Source organism: Saccharothrix longispora (genome assembly GCF_031455225.1).
Lineage (GTDB): Bacteria > Actinomycetota > Actinomycetes > Mycobacteriales > Pseudonocardiaceae > Actinosynnema > Actinosynnema longispora.
Genome location: NZ_JAVDSG010000001.1, coordinates 8,110,317 through 8,124,258, shown reverse-complemented (window position 1 = coordinate 8,124,258; position 13,942 = coordinate 8,110,317). Strand labels below are relative to the sequence as shown.

Annotated in this window: 17 protein-coding genes and 2 tRNA genes; 5 read left to right on the top strand and 14 right to left on the bottom strand. The window is 73.5% G+C overall.

Annotated elements, in window-relative coordinates:
- Positions 1 to 29: 29 nt before the first annotated feature.
- The gene (locus J2S66_RS35800; protein WP_310313891.1) at positions 30 to 1,049 is read left to right on the top strand and encodes an LCP family protein; all 1,020 of its coding nucleotides are present in this window, start codon (positions 30 to 32) and stop codon (positions 1,047 to 1,049) included.
- Between the two features lie 42 nt (positions 1,050 to 1,091).
- Here J2S66_RS35800 and J2S66_RS35795 read toward each other — a convergent pair whose 3' ends face one another.
- The 4 genes from J2S66_RS35795 to J2S66_RS35780 form a co-directional block, all read right to left on the bottom strand.
- Entirely contained in the window at positions 1,092 to 1,505 is a 414-nt protein-coding gene (locus J2S66_RS35795; protein WP_310313890.1) for a hypothetical protein, read from the bottom strand.
- Positions 1,506 to 1,640: 135 nt separating this feature from the next.
- A tRNA-Ile gene (locus J2S66_RS35790) sits at positions 1,641 to 1,715 on the bottom strand.
- An 85-nt stretch (positions 1,716 to 1,800) separates the two neighbouring features.
- Positions 1,801 to 2,643: an oxygenase MpaB family protein gene (locus J2S66_RS35785; protein ID WP_310313886.1), complete on the bottom strand. Its 843-nt coding sequence runs from the start codon at positions 2,641 to 2,643 to the stop codon at positions 1,801 to 1,803.
- A 120-nt stretch (positions 2,644 to 2,763) separates the two neighbouring features.
- Positions 2,764 to 2,835: transfer RNA gene (locus J2S66_RS35780), tRNA-Asn, on the bottom strand.
- 135 nt (positions 2,836 to 2,970) lie between these two features.
- Between J2S66_RS35780 and J2S66_RS35775 the strand changes: the two genes are divergently transcribed.
- Complete coding sequence (locus J2S66_RS35775; protein WP_310313883.1) at positions 2,971 to 3,231, top strand: hypothetical protein; 261 nt, start codon at positions 2,971 to 2,973, stop codon at positions 3,229 to 3,231.
- A 74-nt stretch (positions 3,232 to 3,305) separates the two neighbouring features.
- On the opposite strand, the gene J2S66_RS35770 is transcribed toward J2S66_RS35775, so the two are convergent.
- Genes J2S66_RS35770 through dnaG form a run of 3 tightly spaced genes read right to left on the bottom strand, consistent with a single transcriptional unit; the run spans position 3,306 to position 6,519 of the window.
- Positions 3,306 to 4,052 (bottom strand): trans-aconitate 2-methyltransferase, encoded by a 747-nt coding sequence (locus J2S66_RS35770; protein WP_310313881.1) that lies wholly within the window; start codon positions 4,050 to 4,052, stop codon positions 3,306 to 3,308.
- A gap of 56 nt (positions 4,053 to 4,108) precedes the next feature.
- Positions 4,109 to 4,630 (bottom strand): hypothetical protein, encoded by a 522-nt coding sequence (locus J2S66_RS35765; protein ID WP_310313879.1) that lies wholly within the window; start codon positions 4,628 to 4,630, stop codon positions 4,109 to 4,111.
- The gene (gene dnaG / locus J2S66_RS35760) at positions 4,627 to 6,519 is read right to left on the bottom strand and encodes a DNA primase (protein WP_310313876.1); all 1,893 of its coding nucleotides are present in this window, start codon (positions 6,517 to 6,519) and stop codon (positions 4,627 to 4,629) included. Before dnaG ends, J2S66_RS35765 begins: the two co-directional genes overlap by 4 nt.
- Before the next feature lie 34 nt (positions 6,520 to 6,553).
- Here dnaG and J2S66_RS35755 point away from each other — a divergent pair, with 34 nt between their 5' ends.
- Positions 6,554 to 7,492 (top strand): sigma-70 family RNA polymerase sigma factor, encoded by a 939-nt coding sequence (locus tag J2S66_RS35755; protein ID WP_310313875.1) that lies wholly within the window; start codon positions 6,554 to 6,556, stop codon positions 7,490 to 7,492.
- On the opposite strand, the gene J2S66_RS35750 is transcribed toward J2S66_RS35755, so the two are convergent.
- From J2S66_RS35750 to J2S66_RS35725, 6 genes are all read right to left on the bottom strand, one after another.
- Positions 7,455 to 8,021 carry a carboxymuconolactone decarboxylase family protein gene (locus J2S66_RS35750; protein WP_310313872.1) on the bottom strand — a complete coding sequence of 189 codons (567 nt, stop codon included), beginning with the start codon at positions 8,019 to 8,021 and terminating at the stop codon, positions 7,455 to 7,457. The two genes, J2S66_RS35755 and J2S66_RS35750, sit on opposite strands and share 38 nt — an antisense overlap.
- A 62-nt stretch (positions 8,022 to 8,083) precedes the next feature.
- Positions 8,084 to 9,130, bottom strand: a complete 1,047-nt coding sequence (locus J2S66_RS35745; protein WP_310313869.1) for a serpin family protein — start codon at positions 9,128 to 9,130, stop codon at positions 8,084 to 8,086.
- Complete coding sequence (locus J2S66_RS35740) at positions 9,109 to 9,330, bottom strand: hypothetical protein (RefSeq protein ID WP_310313866.1); 222 nt, start codon at positions 9,328 to 9,330, stop codon at positions 9,109 to 9,111. Before J2S66_RS35740 ends, J2S66_RS35745 begins: the two co-directional genes overlap by 22 nt.
- A gap of 58 nt (positions 9,331 to 9,388) precedes the next feature.
- On the bottom strand, positions 9,389 to 10,651 hold the full coding sequence (locus J2S66_RS35735) for a deoxyguanosinetriphosphate triphosphohydrolase (RefSeq protein ID WP_310313864.1): 1,263 nt from the start codon (positions 10,649 to 10,651) through the stop codon (positions 9,389 to 9,391).
- Positions 10,652 to 10,752: 101 nt separating this feature from the next.
- Complete coding sequence (locus J2S66_RS35730) at positions 10,753 to 11,223, bottom strand: nuclear transport factor 2 family protein (RefSeq protein WP_310313861.1); 471 nt, start codon at positions 11,221 to 11,223, stop codon at positions 10,753 to 10,755.
- A gap of 67 nt (positions 11,224 to 11,290) precedes the next feature.
- Positions 11,291 to 11,929, bottom strand: a complete 639-nt coding sequence (locus J2S66_RS35725) for a YdcF family protein (RefSeq protein ID WP_310313859.1) — start codon at positions 11,927 to 11,929, stop codon at positions 11,291 to 11,293.
- 43 nt (positions 11,930 to 11,972) lie between these two features.
- On the opposite strand from J2S66_RS35725, the gene J2S66_RS35720 reads away from it, so the two are divergent.
- Entirely contained in the window at positions 11,973 to 12,704 is a 732-nt protein-coding gene (locus J2S66_RS35720; protein WP_310313855.1) for a Type 1 glutamine amidotransferase-like domain-containing protein, read from the top strand.
- A gap of 279 nt (positions 12,705 to 12,983) precedes the next feature.
- Positions 12,984 to 13,379: a hypothetical protein gene (locus tag J2S66_RS35715; protein ID WP_310313852.1), complete on the top strand. Its 396-nt coding sequence runs from the start codon at positions 12,984 to 12,986 to the stop codon at positions 13,377 to 13,379.
- 213 nt (positions 13,380 to 13,592) lie between these two features.
- Here the strand turns inward: J2S66_RS35715 and J2S66_RS35710 are convergent, their stop codons facing one another.
- Complete coding sequence (locus tag J2S66_RS35710) at positions 13,593 to 13,934, bottom strand: hypothetical protein (protein ID WP_310313849.1); 342 nt, start codon at positions 13,932 to 13,934, stop codon at positions 13,593 to 13,595.
- Between the last annotated feature and the right edge of the window lie 8 nt (positions 13,935 to 13,942).

Sequence of the window (13,942 nt, the reverse complement as noted above, 5' to 3'; positions counted from 1 at the left end):
CTGGAGCGGTGCACAGGGTTCTGCGAGTAGTGGTCCGGACCACATGGATCGCGCTGTCGGCGGTCGTGCTGGTCGCGGCCGGCGTGGCGTGGACGACGTACCAGGAGGTGGACGCGGGCATCCGCCGTTCGACGGCGATCCCGCCCGACGCCCCCCGTTCCGCGTCCGGCACCACGGTGCTGGTCATGGGCCTGACGACGCGCCGTGACCTGGACGGGGGCACCCCTCCCGAGGAGGTGCTGGACGCCCTGCACGCGGGCGACGTGGACCGCGGCGGGTACAACGCCAACACGCTGATCGTGCTGCACCTCCCGGCGGGTGCGGGCGGGGCCAAGGCCCTGTCCCTGCCGCGGGACAACAACGCCCCGTTGCTGGGAATCCCCGGCGGACCGCAGCAGGGCAAGGTCAAAGAGGCGTACGGGAGGGCGAAGGAGGCGGTCGAGCGCACCCTGCCCACCACGCTGGACCCGGCCGAACAGGAGTGGCTCGGCCGGGAGGCCGGCCGACGCGCCCAGGTCGAGACGGTCCAGGCCCTGCTCGGCGTGCCGATCGACCACCTGGCCGAGGTGAGCATGGTCGGCTTCCACCACCTGACCGAAGCGCTGGGCGGGATCGACGTCTGCCTGAACCGGGCGACCGCGGACCCGCACTCGGGAGCCGACTTCCCCGCCGGGCCCCAGCACCTGACGCCGGCACAGTCCCTGGCGTTCGTCCGGCAACGCCACGGCCTGCCGAACGGGGATCTGGACCGGACTCGCCGCCAGCAGGCGTTCCTGTCGGCCCTCCTGCACCGCCTGAAGTCCGAGGGCCCGGCCGCCCTGGGCCCGCTGGCGGAGGTGGCCAAGCACAACGTGGTCCTGTCGGAGGGCTGGGACGTCCTGGCGGCGGTCCAGAGCGCACCGGGCGTGACCTTCGCGACCCTGCCCCTGGTCCCGGAGGACCAACCGGACTCGGGTCCCGCCCTCCGAGCCGCCGTCACCGCGGCCCTGCACCCCAGTGCTCCCTCGGGCCCCGGCGCGGCCCCGTCCCCGATCCCGTGCGTGGACTGAACCACCGGGTCCTCGGTCCACCGGTCGCGGTGGCCCGCACGTTCAGGCGCGGTGGGGAACGATCGGTTCGCGGTGGTGGGCCACGTCCCGGGGGCACACCCAACCGGCGAGCCCGTCGACCGCTCGGGCGCTCATCGGGTGGCGGTGCCCCGGGCAGGGTGGCAGCGGCGCGCCGCCGGTCTCCTCGATCGCGTGGTCCTGGATCTGGGCGGCCGTGACCGCGACGGCCTGGTCCCGGGGCACGTCGAGGGAGAAGTACACCCGGACCGACGCCTCGTCGCCCTCGTCGCGGCCGATGGCCACCACCAGGCTGTCGGGTGCCGCCAACCCCGACGGCGGCGCCTGCGACTCGCGGTGCCGTTCGACGGCGAGCACGCGCCACGGCGGTGCGAGGTCACCGAGGCGGTCGAGCACCGCTTCGGCGACGCCGCGCGCGTAGTCGATCTCGTCGCTCACGGCCTCACCGCGGAAGGAGGATGACGGGTTCGGTGAGCACCCCATGAGCATGCCGCACCGGTCCGACAGCGAGGGCGGACGACGCGGCGGTGCTCCCGGACCTGTGCTGCCACCACGTCCGACCAGGTCGGGCGGTGGGGCGGGTGGGGTTCGAACCCACGACCTGACGGATTATGAGTCCGCTGCTCTGACCGGCTGAGCTACCGCCCCCTGACGTGCGGTTCTGGAGGGTACAGATCACCGATCGCCACGTCTCGACAACCCGGCAGGGCGTGACCAAGCTGTGCGCTTGCCGCTACGGGGCTCCGAGGTCGGACGGCCGGTAGCCGGTCGGGTAGGCCGGGTACGTGCGGTTCGGGCGGTTGGTCAGCAGGGGGCGCTTGCGGGGGGCGGCGAGGAGCAGCGCCCGGGCCCTCAGGCGCAGCGCGCGGTGGCCGGCGGTGGTGAGCCAACGGGGTTGGGGGGTGAAGCCGAACGCGTCCAGCATGGGTTTGTCGAGCATCGCCAGGACCGCTCTCGACGTCACCGCCTTCGGCAGCGGGTACCAGGAGCAGAACAGGTCCAGGGTGTACTGGCCGATCCGGCGGTTCGTCTCGCTGTACGCGAAGTGCTCGGCCTCGTACGCCCGCTTGAAGGCCCGGAACGCCCCGTAGGTGTCCGGCACACCCCTGATGCCCATCCTGGCGCCCACGGCCCGGTAGAAGTGGAACGCGGCCAGGCGCTCGTGGTCGGTCAGCGGCCGCCAGCCGAAGCGGTCCAGCCAGTCGATCGGGTCGTAGACGAACGTGGACAGCACGTACCGCATGTCGTCGTCGGAGATGTCGTGGCGGCCGTGCAGCCGGTTGACCACGCGCAGCGCCTCCCGCCCCCGCGGCGAGTCGTAGCCGTGCTCCACGAGTTCGCCCATGAGCAGGGCGGTGTCGTCGTAGCGCTGCTGGGCGCGCCGCTCGAACTCGCCCGTCTTCGCCAGCAGCGCCGAGATGGACGGCACGCAGTACGTGCGGAACAGGGCGAACTCCAGTGCCCTGACGTAGTCCCACGGGAACTCGTGCCCCGTCGAGAGCCGCATGATCTCCGCGTGGTCGGTCTCGGGGTCCAGCGACGTGATGCGGCGGCGCAGGGCGAAGCGGTCGGCCATGCCGGACAGCCTGCCGGAAGAAAGTGCCCCCGTGCGGGTGACAAACGGGTGATCCGTGGGTACCCCCGGCCCATGACAACGACGAAACCCCAGGTCGAAGGACCTGGGGCTGCCATCGCGCTCCCCCAACTGGATTCGAACCAGTAACCCTTCGATTAACAGTCGAATGCTCTGCCGTTGAGCTATGGGGGAATGTTCTGTTGTAGGCCGGGCCTCGCGGCCTGACGCGCACAACTCTAGCGCATCCGCGACAGTGCTCGCGCACACCCCCCTGGTTTCCCGGCAGGAAGGGACGTGACCAGGCACGATGGGAGGAGAGGACACCGCATGAAGGGCATCCTGATCGGCGCGGCCGTCGGCTACGTGCTGGGGGCGCGTGCAGGCCGCCAGCGCTACGACCAGATCGTGCGCGCCTACCGCTCGCTGAGCGATCACCCGGCGGTCCAGGGCGCGGCCGGGATCGTGCGCGCCAAGGTGAGCGAGAAGACCGGTTTCGGACGCCACCAGGGCCGCCAGGGCACGACCGACAACGCCACCGCGAACGCGAACGGGCACCGGCGCGACCCGGTCATCCCGCGCACCAACTAGGCGACCGCCGTGGCCGTCCCGAGTGAGGGGCGGCCACGGCGGTGGTCGGGGCACCAGGGGGCGGAACGCCAGGGTCAGGGCACCCGGGCGACCGCGAAGACCCGCCGGAACGGGAACCACGTGGTGCCGTCCGCCCTGCGCGGGTAGGCCGCTCGCAGGCGTGGCGCGAGCCGCGCCCGGAACTCCTCCCACGAGGCGTCGTCCAGGGCCGCGCGGATCGGCCTCAGCGCCGTCCCGCTGATCCACTCCAGCACGGCGTCCTCCCCCTCCAGCCGCTGCACGTACGTGGTCTCCCACGCGTCCACGGCCGCCTCGGACAGCACTTCCGCGTACCCGACGGGGTCGAGCACCGGCGAGACCCGCACGAGCCCCGCGAGGGCCGGCCACGACTCGTCGACCAGTTCGCGCACCAGCGCGTGCGACGGTCCGGAGAAGTTGCCCGGCACCTGCACCGCCAGCCACGCCCCGGACGGCAGCCGCCGCACCCAGGCGCGCAGCAGGTCCTCGTGGCCGGGCACCCACTGGAGCACGGCGTTGGTCACCACGACGTCGACGTCCTCGCCGGGCTCCCAGGCGGCCACGTCGGCCACCCGCGCGTCGACGCCCCGCTCCCGTGCCGCCGCGACCATCTCGGGCGAGGAGTCGATGGCCTCCACGACCGCCGACGGCCAGCGCTCGGCCAGCGCGAGGGTGAGGTTGCCGGGGCCGCAGCCCAGGTCGACGACGCGGCGCGGTGACGTGGCGCCGACGCGGGCCACCAGCTCGTGGAACGGTCGTGACCGGTGGTCGGCGAACGCGAGGTACTTGCCCGGGTCCCACATGCGCGACTCCCATACAGTACGGACGTACTGATACCGTACGCCCGTACTGGCGAGGATCAGTCGACGGGCTTGACCGCCGCGATCTTCGCCGCCACCGACGCCGCGATGTCGCGCACCGCCGCCACGTCCGCGTCCGGGTCGGGCCGCACCTGGAGCACCACGCCGTCCCGGCCGGGCACCTTGCGCTGGAGGAACCACGCCCCCGGCGACTCGTGCCGGTGCCGCGACTTGATCGACGCCGTGACGCGCTCGTGCACCACCTGCGGGATCTTCCCCGGCGACTCCAGCGGGAACCGCGTCACGGGCAGGTCGCGCAGCAGCACGGCCTGCCCGGCCTCGCCGTCCTCCACCGCCTCGACGACGGCCAGCGCGTTCCCCGTCCACGTCGCCTTGCTCACCAGGTGCCAGCCGACGCGGCGCGGTCCGGCCGGGTCCGGCAGCCACAGCCCGTGCGTGGTCGCGACCAGCCACCCGGCGCCGACGGCGGCCGAGGCCAGCACGTTCTCGTCGGCGTCCAGCGACCCCGCGAACCCCTCGGGCGCGCCCGAGCCGAAGATCCTCCGGAACAGTTCCCTCACAGCCCGCCCACCGCCTGTTCGCCCAGTGCCTTGTGGTACTCCTCCAGGGCGATCAGGTCGCCGAAGAGGTGGCGGTACTCGTCGGGCTCGTCGATCGGCGACACCCGCCGCAGCCGCGACTTGATCTCCGCGATCTGCCGGGACACCAGCATCTTCTGCACCCCGGCCAGCACGCCCTGCACGTAGCGGTACTCGTCCGCCTTCACCTGGAGCGGTTCGACGGACAGCTCGCGCAGCACCGTCCGCACGGACTGCTGCGCGCACGCCTGCGACACCGACTCCAGGAACGTCGGCCCGGACAGCCCGGACGACGTGCCGCCCGCCTCCCGGATCGCCCGGTGCAGCGCCTGGTAGGCGGGGTGCGTGAACGCGTCGTCCGGCAGCGAGTCGTAGTAGGGCCCGGCCATCTCGGGCAGCTGGAGCGCCGCCTTGAGCGCCTCCCGCTCGGTGCGCAGCGCCGGGTCGCGCGGGTCGGGTCGAGGCGGGCCGCTCACGTCCACCGCCAGCGCGCCCTGGTTCAGGTCCACGGCCACCCGCCGCGCGGGGGCCGCCGGGGCGCGCCCGTTGGCCGTCTCCCGCACCCGGCGCACGACCGCGGCCTCGTCCTCCCAGCCCACCCACCACGCCAGGCGCGTGGCGTACCCGTCGCGCTTGGCCCGGTCCTTGATCTGGGCGACGAACGGCACCATCTTCTTCAGCGCCTCGACGCGGCCGTCCACCGAGTCCAGGTCGTAGTCGCGCAGCTGCGCCTTGATGGCGAACTCGACCAGCGGCGTGCGCCGGGCCACGAGGTCGCGCACCGCCACGTCGCCCTTCTCCTGCCGCAGCTCGCACGGGTCCATGCCGTCGGGCGCGACCGCGATGTAGGTCTGCGCGGAGAACTGCTGCTCGCCCTCGAACGCCTTGAGCGCCGCTTTCTGCCCGGCCGCGTCGCCGTCGAAGGTGAAGATCACCTCACCGCTGAGGGAGTCGTCGATCAGCAGCCGCCGCAGCACGTTCATGTGGTCCGTGCCGAACGCCGTGCCGCACGACGCGACGGCCGTGGGCACGCCCGCGAGGTGCATGGCCATCACGTCGGTGTAGCCCTCGACGACGACGGCCTGCCGGCGCTTGGCGATCTCCTTCTTGGCCAGGTCGAGCCCGAACAGCACCTGGGACTTCTTGTAGATCGGGCTCTCGGAGGTGTTCAGGTACTTGGCCTGGATCGGGTCGTCGTCGAAGATCCGGCGCGCGCCGAACCCGACGACCTCGCCGCCCATGTCCCGGATCGGCCACAGCAGCCGCCGGTGGAACCGGTCGATCGGGCCCTGCCTGCCCTCCTTGGTCAGCTGGGCCTTGAGCAGCTCGGTCAGCTCGAACCCCCGCCCGAGCAGGTGCTTGGTCAGCTTGTCCCAGCCGCCGGGGGCGAAGCCGCAGCCGAACTGGCGGGCCGCGGCCTCGTCGAAGCCGCGCTGCGCCAGGAACTCGCGCGCCGGCATGGCGTCGGGCGTGGCGAGCTGCTCGGCGTAGAACTCGGCGGCGGCGCGGTGCGCCTCGATGAGCCTGCTGCGGGTGCCGCGGTCGCGCTGGACCGTGGCGCCGCCGCCCTCGTAGACCAGCTGGATGCCCGCGCGGTCGGCGAGCCGCTCCACCGCCTCCACGAACCCGAGGTGCTCGATCTTCATCACGAACGCGATGACGTCGCCGCCCTCGCCGCAGCCGAAGCAGTGGAACGTGCCGTGCGAGGGGCGCACGTTGAACGACGGCGACTTCTCGTCGTGGAACGGGCAGAGCCCCTTCAGCGCGCCGGAGCCGGCACCGCGCAGCGAGACGTGGTCCCCCACGACGTCGTCGATCCGGCTCCGGTCACGCACCAACGCGATGTCGCTCTCCCGGATGCGTCCTGCCACGTCGACCGAGTCTAGTGCTGGCAAACTGGTGCCCGTGACCGCAGCCGAGCAGACCCTGGTCGCGACCTTCACCGGCCTGCGCCCCCACCTCGTCGGGGTGGCCTACCGGCTCACCGGCAGCGTCGCGGACGCCGAGGACGCCGTGCAGGAGGCGTGGCTGCGGCTGTCCGGGCTGTCGGCGGGGGGCCGCGCGGCGATCCGCGACCCGAAGGGCTGGCTGACGACCGTCGTGGGGCGGATCTGCCTGGACAGGCTGCGGTCGGCGGCGGTGCGGCGCGAGCGGTACGTCGGGCAGTGGCTGCCCGAGCCGCTGGTGACCTCCGGCGAGGACGACCCGCTGGACGCGGTGGTGCGCGACGACGGCGTGCGGATGGCGGCGCTGGTGGTGCTCGACCGGCTCACGCCCGAGCAGCGGGTGGCGTTCGTGCTGCACGACGCGTTCGGCGTGCCGTTCGACGAGATCGCGGACGTGCTCGGCGTGACGACGGCCACGGCGCGCCAGCACGCGTCGCGGGGCCGCCGCGCCGCCGCCGACGCCGACCCGCCGCCCAGGATCGCCCTGGAGGAGCAGCGCGAGGTGCTGGAGCGGTTCCTGGCGGCGCTCGCGGCGGGTGACGTGGGCGCCGTGGTCGGGCTGCTGCACCCGGACGTCGTGGTGGTGGGCGACGGCGGCGGCAAGGCGAAGACCGCGATCAACGTGGTGTCCGGCGCGGACAAGGTGGCCCGCTTCCTGTTCGGCCTGGTGCGCAAGTACGGCGGGCTGAGCACCGGGCGCCCGGCGCTGGTCAACGGCGACCTCGGGGTGCTGATCCCGGCGACCGACGACGTGACCGAGCGGGTCAGCGCGTTCGCGGTGCGCGACGGCCTGGTGGTGGCCGTCTACGACGTGTCGAACCCGGACAAGCTCGGCCACGTCGACTTCGCGGCGGGCGGTGTCACGGCATCGGCACCCGGCACGCCTCCCCCGACGTGAAGCCCTGGTCGGTGATGCCCAGCGCCGAGTTGAACCGGGCCCGCTGGTTCTCCAGCGCGATCAGGTAGGTCAGCTCGACCAGGCCCCGGTGGCCGAGCCGCGCGTCCAGCTCGGCGACCTGCTCGTCGGTGACGGCGGTCGGGGTGGCGGTCATCGCCTCGACGTAGGCCAGCGCCAGCTTCTCCAGCCCGGTGTACCGGTCGGAGCGCGCGTAGTCGCGGACCTCCGTGAGCCGGTCGACGTCCAGGCCCTCGTGCCTGATCAGCATGGTGCCGAAGTCGACGCACCACGAGCAGCCCGCGGTGACGGCGGTCGCGTACACCACCAGCTCGCGCAGCGACACCGGCAGCGTCGTCGCGGCCTTCTCCACGCCCAGTTCGTGGCGGGCGCTCGCGACCAGCAGCTTCCGGTGGTGCGCCGACACGGCCACCGGCTCGGGCACCGCGCCGAATCGGCGCTTGGCGAACCGGTAGGCGAGCCTGACCAGCGGGCCGGCCTCGCGGGTCGTGACAACGGGAATCCTGGGCATGTCCCCTCCTCGTCCTCGGGTCTTCGAGGAGGGGACGGCGGTGGGCGCCGGAACGTGACGGACTAGGGCTCGACCACCTGGGCGAGGAAGAACACCACGCCGGTGTCGGCGTGCCGGACGAGGAACAGGAACGGCCGGTCCACGCGCACCTCGCGGCCGGGTTCGGCGGGGATGAACGAGGTCATGCGCATCACCACGGCGGTCGCCGCCGCGCCCTCGAACCCCTGCTCGTCGACCCGCAGCACGGCCTCGTGCACCACGTCGTCCACGTACAGGCGCGGGTCGGGGCTGAGCCCGGTGAGGTCGGCCTCGCGGGTGAACAGGGTGGTCACGCCGACCTGCCGGAGCGCCGGGGCCAGCGAGGCGTTGAGGCCGATGTCGAGCTTCGGCAGGTACAGGTCGACGCGCTCCCAGTCGAGCGCGTCGAGCACCTCGGGCACGCCGTCGGTGGGGCCCAGCTCGTCCTCGGGCAGCAGCACGACCGCTTCGACGCCCCCGTTCGCGGCCAGGGCCACGGCCTCCCAGCCGGCGGCGCGCGCGTAGCGGGCGTTGTCCTCGCGGCGCATGGTCGGCACGTCGCCCGCGCCTCGGAACGGCCGGTCGGCCGTGTCGTGCTCGGGGAACTCCGCGTTCCACGCGCACTTCAGGTACAGGGCGTTGACCAGGGTGGCGACCGTGTCGGTGGTGATCGAACCGCGGCCGAGCAGCTCGGGGACCAGTCCGCGCGTGGTGTCGGCGACGTCGGCGTTGATCAGGCCCCGCGCGCCCTCGGGGTCGGTGGCGAACGGCGCCGACCGCGCGCTCGCGCCGGGCCAGCCCGCCAGGTCGGCGAGGAAGCCGTCCTCCAGCGGCAGCGCGTCGGACGCCCACAGCGTGTTGGCCACGGCGAACTCGGCGTCCTCACCGACCGCGGTGGCCTTGAGCAGCTTGGCGTTGTCCTCGCCCAGCAGCGCCACCAGCTCGGCCGCGGTGTCGCCGCGCGCCGCCTCGGCGGTCATGCCCAGGGCACTGGCCACCGAGTACGGGGACCAGCAGGCGTTGCGCGTGCGGTCGGGTGCGACGGCGTCGTGCAGGGCGAGGGCGAACGTCAGGGGCGCTCGGTCAGGCACTGGGTTTCCTCCACCACTGTCGGGTCGTCCGGGATGGGCCGTTCGCCCGTGCCGCCCGCCGGACCGGGTGGCACGGGGTGTCGTGGTTCGCGGACGCCGGCGGAACCGCCGTCGGTGTCGCCGTCGTCGCCGTCACGGTGCTGGTCCGGGTGCTTCCGCCGGTACCGGCGGGCCCCCGTGCTCGCTCGGGTCCGCGCCACGGTCAGGACCCGCCGGGCGGTCGGTCGTCATCGGTCATGCCCCCGAGTGTGCCACCGGTCACACGCCACGCGCGGGTGTGGCGGTCAGCGCCCGGTGCCAGGCGACGGCCTGGGCGTCGGTGAGCGAGGCGACCTGGTCGACCACGACCCGCAGCCGCGCCGCGTCGTCGCCCGCCGCGTGCCAGGCCGGGTGGAACGCCGGGTCGAGGCCCTCGGGCGCGCCGGTGAGCAGGGCGTGCACCAGTTCGGTGATCAGCTCGCGCTGCCCGACCTGCATGCGCAGCCGGTCAGGGTCGCTCATCACGTACCGGACGGCGACCGCCTTGAGCAGCGCCACCTCGGCCTGCGCCCGCGCGGGCACCACGAGGTCGGCCTCGTAGCGGGTGAGCGGGCCGTCGCCGTGCACCTCGCGCGTCGCGCCGACCGCGGCGGAGGCGAAGCGGCCGACCAGCTCGCTGGTGAGGCGCTTGAGCGCGACCTGCGCGCGCAGCGACCCGTCGTACTCGGCGAGGTCGGCGATGACCGGCAGGGCGAGCAGTTCCACCGCGGTGGCCTCCAGGACGTCCACGGGCTCGTCGCAGAAGTGCTTCGCGGCCAACTCGGCGATGGCGGCGCGCTCGACCGGGTCGCCGAGGGCCGAGAGCCGGATGCGGTGCGCGAGGACGCCGTCCTCCACGTCGTGCACCGAGTAGGCGACATCGTCGGCCCAGTCCATGACCTGGGCCTCCAGGCAGCACCGGTGGTCGGGCGCGCCCTCGCGGACCCACCGGAACACGTCGAGGTCGTCGTCGTAGGCGCCGAACTTCGCCGTGCCGGGACGCCGGGGCCACGGGTACTTGGTGGCCGCGTCGAGGCAGGCGCGGGTCAGGTTGAGGCCGCGTTCCGTCTTGGGCTCCAGCCTGGTCAGGATGCGCAGGGTCTGCGCGTTGCCCTCGAACCCGCCGCACGGCCCGGCCAGCTCGTCGAGCGCGCGCTCCCCGTTGTGCCCGAACGGCGGGTGCCCGATGTCGTGCGCCAGGCCGGCGGTGTCGACGACGTCGGGGTCGCACCCCAGCTCCTCGCCGATGCCCCGGCCGATCTGGGCGACTTCGAGGGAGTGCGTGAGGCGGGTGCGCGGCACACCGGTCACCTCCGCGCCCTCGTTCGGCCCGACGACCTGCGTCTTGCCCGCCAGCCGCCGCAGGGCGGCCGAGTGCAGCACCCGTGCCCGGTCGCGCGAGAACGGCGTGCGCCGCTCCGCGCGCGCACCGGGCAGCACGGCGCCCTTGGGCCGCTCCCCCAGCAGCCGCGCGCAGTCGTGTTCGGTGTAGCCGCCGCTCATCGGACCAGCCTAGGTGAGCGGGCGGGGCGGGGTCGGTCCGCGCGCCGGGCCTGTGGACAACTCCCCCGCCGGTGCCCGCGGCCGTGGTCGGTGCTCGGTGCTCAGGACTCGGCGGTGCGCTCCCGGTCGTGCAGCGGGCCGAGTTCGCGCGCCCCCGACACGGTGCGCCGGGCGATCCTCCACCGGCCGTCGTGGTGGCGGTACTCGTCGAGGTAGGTGCCCACGCCGGTCGACCAGGTCCCGTCGTCGAAGTTCACGTGGAAGATGACGTCGCTGCGGCCGGTCGCGACGCCCTCGGCCAGGCCGGTGAGGTCCACGACGTGGCCGACCGTCCCGTGCCGCATGACGGGGAACGCCCGCCACTGCTCGCGGACGGCGGCGCAGATGGCGTCGATGCCGGTGAACACGTGGTCCGGGCCGGTGTCCCACACCGCGTCGGGCGTCCAGACCTCCCGCCAGAGGTCCGGGTCGCGGTGGTCGGCGGCCACGCAGTAGTTGTCGGCCAGCCGGTGCAGGGCCAGCTCGGCCTCGACCCGCTCCAGGCGGGCGACGACGTCGCGCAGTTCGGTCATGCCCCCACTGTGGCCGGTGCGCGCGTCCCGCGCGGGGTGACCGCGGACCGTCGGACGGGGAGCCCGGTCAGAGCAGGATGCCGTCGAACGCCCCGGCCGGCGCCTTCATCAGGTGGTAGTACAGCAGCCCGCCGGTCTCGCGCCGGATGTAGAACAGCTGCGTCTGCCGCGTCTGCACGTTCGGCCCGCTGCGCGTCGGCGACGTCCAGGCCGACAGGCCCTCGTCCTCGGCCATCGTGCGCGCCCGCAGCGAGTGCCACGGGTCGCTGACGATCACCGCGGTGCGCAACGACTTCGCGCGGGCGGCGGCGGCCACGGCCCGGATGCTGCCCAGGGTGTCGTTGCCCTCGCCGACCTCCAGGATGCGGTCGGTGGGGACGTCGTTCTCCTCCAGCCAGATGCGGCCGGCCTCGCCCTCGGTGAAGTTGTCGCCGGGCTGCCTGCCACCGGTGGTGGCGATGTACTCGACCACGCCCTGGTCGTAGAGGCGCTTCGCGTGCTGCAACCGCGCTTCGAGCACCTCGGAGGGCACGCCGTTGTACTGGGCGGCGCCGAGCACCACGGCCATGTCCGCGTGCGTGCGGTCGTCCTCGCGGGCAACCTGCCAGACGCGGAAAGCCGTGCCGCCGACGACGAGCAGGCCGATGACGAGAGCGCCGAGCACGAGGCGCGTCACGAGCCGGCGGAGCCTCGGCAGGAACGTCACGCACCCGATGATTCCACACCTCGGCACTGGGAAGATCGAGCGCATGCCAGCAGAGCAGCCGACGATCGTCGCGACCTCCGGCGGTCTCCGCGCCGGCCACCGGACCAACCTGGAGTTCCACCGGCTCGTCCACCACGCCGTGGACCTGTCCGGCGTGCACGGGCGCGCGCCGCGGCTCTGCCACGTCGGCACGGCCAACGGCGACCAGCGGTGGTTCAACGCGGACGTCTCCGAGGCGGGCCGGCTCGTCGGGTGGGAGGTGTCGCACCTCAACCTGTTCACCATGCCGCCCACCGCGGACCTGGCCGGGTTCGTGCGCGAGCACGACGTGGTGTGGGTGGGCGGCGGCTCGGTGGCGAACCTGCTGGCCGTGTGGGAGGTGCACGGCCTCGGTCCCGTGCTGCGCGACGCGTGGCGGGACGGCGTCGTGCTCGGCGGGGTGTCGGCCGGGTCGATCTGCTGGTACCTCGGCGGGTCCACGGACTCGTTCGGGCCGGACCTGCGCGTGGTGACCAACGGGCTCGGGTTCCTGCCCTACGGCAACGGCGTGCACTACGACAGCGAGCCGATGCGCCGGCCGACGATCCACGCGGCCGTCGCGGCCGGGACGCTGCCGGTCACGCACTGCACCGACGACGGCGCCGGGCTGGTCTACCACGACACCGAACTGGTCGAGGCGGTCTCCGAACGGCCCACCGGCGGCGCCTACCTGGTGCGACGCGACGAAGCTTCAGGAATCGCACAGGAGGAAGCGCTCGACACCAGGCGGTTGTGAACGGACCGTGGAGGGGTGGCAGGACGCCGGTGGCCCGTGGTGCCCGCGCCGGTCGTCGGCGTGGGCGCGCCCAGGACCGCCGGTGTCGCCGAGACCCCGCACGCCGCCGCGCCCCGGACGGCCGGGAACCCGCCCCGGACCTCCCGGCGGCCGTGGCGCGGGCGGTCGGGGCCGCCGCCGGTGTCGAACCGGGGTGACCCCGATGGACCTCGACGCCGGCGCCGCGGCGTCCGAGGGCGGTGACGCGCCGTTCCCGTCGGCGTGGGTGCGGTCGACCGGGTGGCGGCGCTGACCTCGACCCGCGCGCCGGAGGACGCCTCGCCGTGGAGAGACGTGGTGACCTCGCCGAACGACGTCGCGAAGCTCTACCGGCACATCCCGGGCATGCCCGGCGGGGACCTCGTCACCGAAGCCCTCCGAGCGGTCCTCGCGACCGCCGCCGACGGCTTCGACCAGGTGTTCAGCCTGCTCGCGCCGGGCGTGGACGCCTATGCCGAGCAAGGCTGGACGTGGTACCTGCCCGCCGACCTGTACCCGCACAGCGCGGGCGTGGTGCCGGACCGGTACGTGGTGGTGGTGCTGTCGGTGCAGCGCGGGGTGGACGAGCGGACGGTGAAGAACCGGGTCGCCGCCGTCACCTCGGCATCGGTGTCCGGAATGGCACCGGCCGGCTGATCGTGCCACCGGTCGCCCCGGCCTCGTTCGCCGGGAGGAACCCCGATCCCGAGGACGCCACCCTGCCCGTGGACAACAGATCGGGCGGAATCGCACCGGAATTCGCCGACGCGGGCAGAACCCACCCAGCACTGTTCCGAATGCGATCGGCGCCGTGACCGGAACGCGCACCAGTCGAATGCGCACCAATCGATCGCGGGGCAACCGAACACGTCATCGGTCGAATGCCCGGTGCCGCGCCGCCGGGGCGTCGGGCGGTGGGATGGTGAGGACTTCGCGGATGACCCTGATCGCGGTGTCCTCGCACGAGTGGGCCAGTACCTCCGGCCGGAACGGGTCCGCGTCGGGCGTGGTCAGGACGACGCGGTAGCCCTGGGCGCGGTCCGCGTGGAGCAGCACGACCACGTCGGCGAGGCAGAGGCCGCGCCACCGGAAGACGGCCGCGATCGCCCTGGGCGACTCCCGGTCCGGCACGCGGTGGAACGTCCAACGCCGCCGGACCAGTTCGGCCAACCACTCGTCCAGGAGCGCGGATTCGGCCGGGGCGGCGCTCACCGCACCAC

Coding starts and splice junctions, on each gene's coding strand:
- J2S66_RS35770 (WP_310313881.1), bottom strand. CDS start 4,052: ATGTGGGACCCGGGCAAGTACCTCGCGTTCGCCGACCACCGGTCACGA.
- J2S66_RS35730 (WP_310313861.1), bottom strand. CDS start 11,223: ATGACCGAACTGCGCGACGTCGTCGCCCGCCTGGAGCGGGTCGAGGCC.
- J2S66_RS35750 (WP_310313872.1), bottom strand. CDS start 8,021: ATGCCCAGGATTCCCGTTGTCACGACCCGCGAGGCCGGCCCGCTGGTC.
- J2S66_RS35775 (WP_310313883.1), top strand. CDS start 2,971: ATGAAGGGCATCCTGATCGGCGCGGCCGTCGGCTACGTGCTGGGGGCG.
- J2S66_RS35785 (WP_310313886.1), bottom strand. CDS start 2,643: ATGGCCGACCGCTTCGCCCTGCGCCGCCGCATCACGTCGCTGGACCCC.
- J2S66_RS35735 (WP_310313864.1), bottom strand. CDS start 10,651: ATGAGCGGCGGCTACACCGAACACGACTGCGCGCGGCTGCTGGGGGAG.
- J2S66_RS35720 (WP_310313855.1), top strand. CDS start 11,973: ATGCCAGCAGAGCAGCCGACGATCGTCGCGACCTCCGGCGGTCTCCGC.